This is a genomic window from Microcoleus sp. C2D2, from assembly GCF_036702495.1.
GTDB lineage: Bacteria > Cyanobacteriota > Cyanobacteriia > Cyanobacteriales > Microcoleaceae > Microcoleus.
In genome coordinates this window covers 1-1,301 of record NZ_JAUBTO010000401.1, presented here as the reverse complement: position 1 = coordinate 1,301, position 1,301 = coordinate 1, and the positions used below count along the sequence as shown (strand labels likewise).

Here is a 1,301-nt window from a genome sequence, read left to right as displayed (position 1 = left end):
CTAGTACACTTGGGCGGGAATAGAGCTACCATTTATAGCTAGATGTAGAAGGTAGAACAGATCGATGCCCAGACTAGCCCCAAAGCCATTGCAATTGGCAGCTCCAGAACGAGAGCAACTGTGGCAGATTGTCAACCGTCATCGGACTCCCCAGCAAATTGCTTTAAGAGCTAGGATTATTCTGTTAGCAGACGAAGGATACAATCATCGAGAAATCGCTCGTGCCCTCAACATCAGTCGAGATATGGCTTCGTTGTGGCGTCATCGTTGGTTAGAGTTGAGTGTCAAGAATCTGGAAGTGGTGCAGCGATTAGCCGATGCCGAGAGACTCGGAGGTCCAATGACCTTCAGCTTAGAACAGATTCTTCAATTATTTGCCCTCGCTTGTGAAAAACCGGAAATCTTTGGGCGACCGCTGAGTCATTGGAGTGCGCGAGAGCTAGCAGATGAAGCGCTCAAACAAGGCATATTCACCAGCATCTCCCCTCGCCATGTTGGGAGATTGATGGCAGAAGCCGATTTAAAACCGCACCAGTCACAATATTGGTTGAATCCCCCCCCGACCCACAGTTTGATGAAAAAATCAAAGACATCTGTGAGGTCTACCTGAGTGCAATAGAGCGTGCCGAGCGGGGAGAGCGGACGATTTCGATGGATGAGATGACAGGAATTCAAGCCATCGAGCGCAAGTCTTCCGACCGTGGGATGCGTCCCGGCAAACGGGAGCGACGAGAATTTGAGTATATTCGCCACGGCACCCAAACATTAATCGCGAGTTTTGATGTTGCTCAAGGTCAGGTGGTAGCTGCGACCATTGGCGATACCCGAACTGAGTTGGACTATCTGAGCCACGTCGAACACCTGATGGCTAGTGACCCTGATGCTGTCAAATGGCATCTGGTGATGGATTGTTTGAACACTCATCAATCGGAATCCTTGGTTCGGTTTGTGGCAAAATTTGAAGGGCTGGAGGTTCCTCTCGGGGTAAAAGGGGTATCGGGTATTCTTAAATCGATGCCAACTCGATCCGATTTCTTGCGTGACCCCACTCATAAAATCGTGTTTCACTTCACCCCCAAGCATTGTTCTTGGCTCAATCAGATTGAGATTTGGTTCAGTATTTTGGTTCGTAAGTTACTCAGGCGAGGCAATTTCATCAGTAAAGCTCAACTCAAAACCCGTCTCCTTGAATTCATCGATTACTTCAATTGCACAATGGCTAAACCCTTCAAATGGACTTATTTGGGCAAAGCATTGAAGCAATAATCAATGGTAGGTTAACTCCCGCCTACTTCTACTAG

2 protein-coding genes are annotated in these 1,301 nt (G+C 48.0%); both read left to right on the top strand.

What is annotated here, in order from left to right; genetic code table 11:
• Nucleotides 1–64: 64 nt before the first annotated feature.
• A complete protein-coding gene (locus QUB61_RS39510; protein ID WP_333136941.1) occupies nt 65–610 on the top strand; it encodes a helix-turn-helix domain-containing protein in 546 nt (181 codons plus the stop codon).
• Nucleotides 544–1,266 (top strand): transposase, encoded by a 723-nt coding sequence (locus QUB61_RS39505; RefSeq protein WP_333136943.1) that lies wholly within the window; start codon nt 544–546, stop codon nt 1,264–1,266. Before QUB61_RS39510 ends, QUB61_RS39505 begins: the two co-directional genes overlap by 67 nt.
• Nucleotides 1,267–1,301: the final 35 nt, after the last annotated feature.

What these genes read in the sequence shown, in the direction of transcription:
- QUB61_RS39510 (WP_333136941.1), top strand. Translation starts at nt 65, where the DNA reads ATGCCCAGACTAGCCCCAAAGCCATTGCAATTGGCAGCTCCAGAACGA.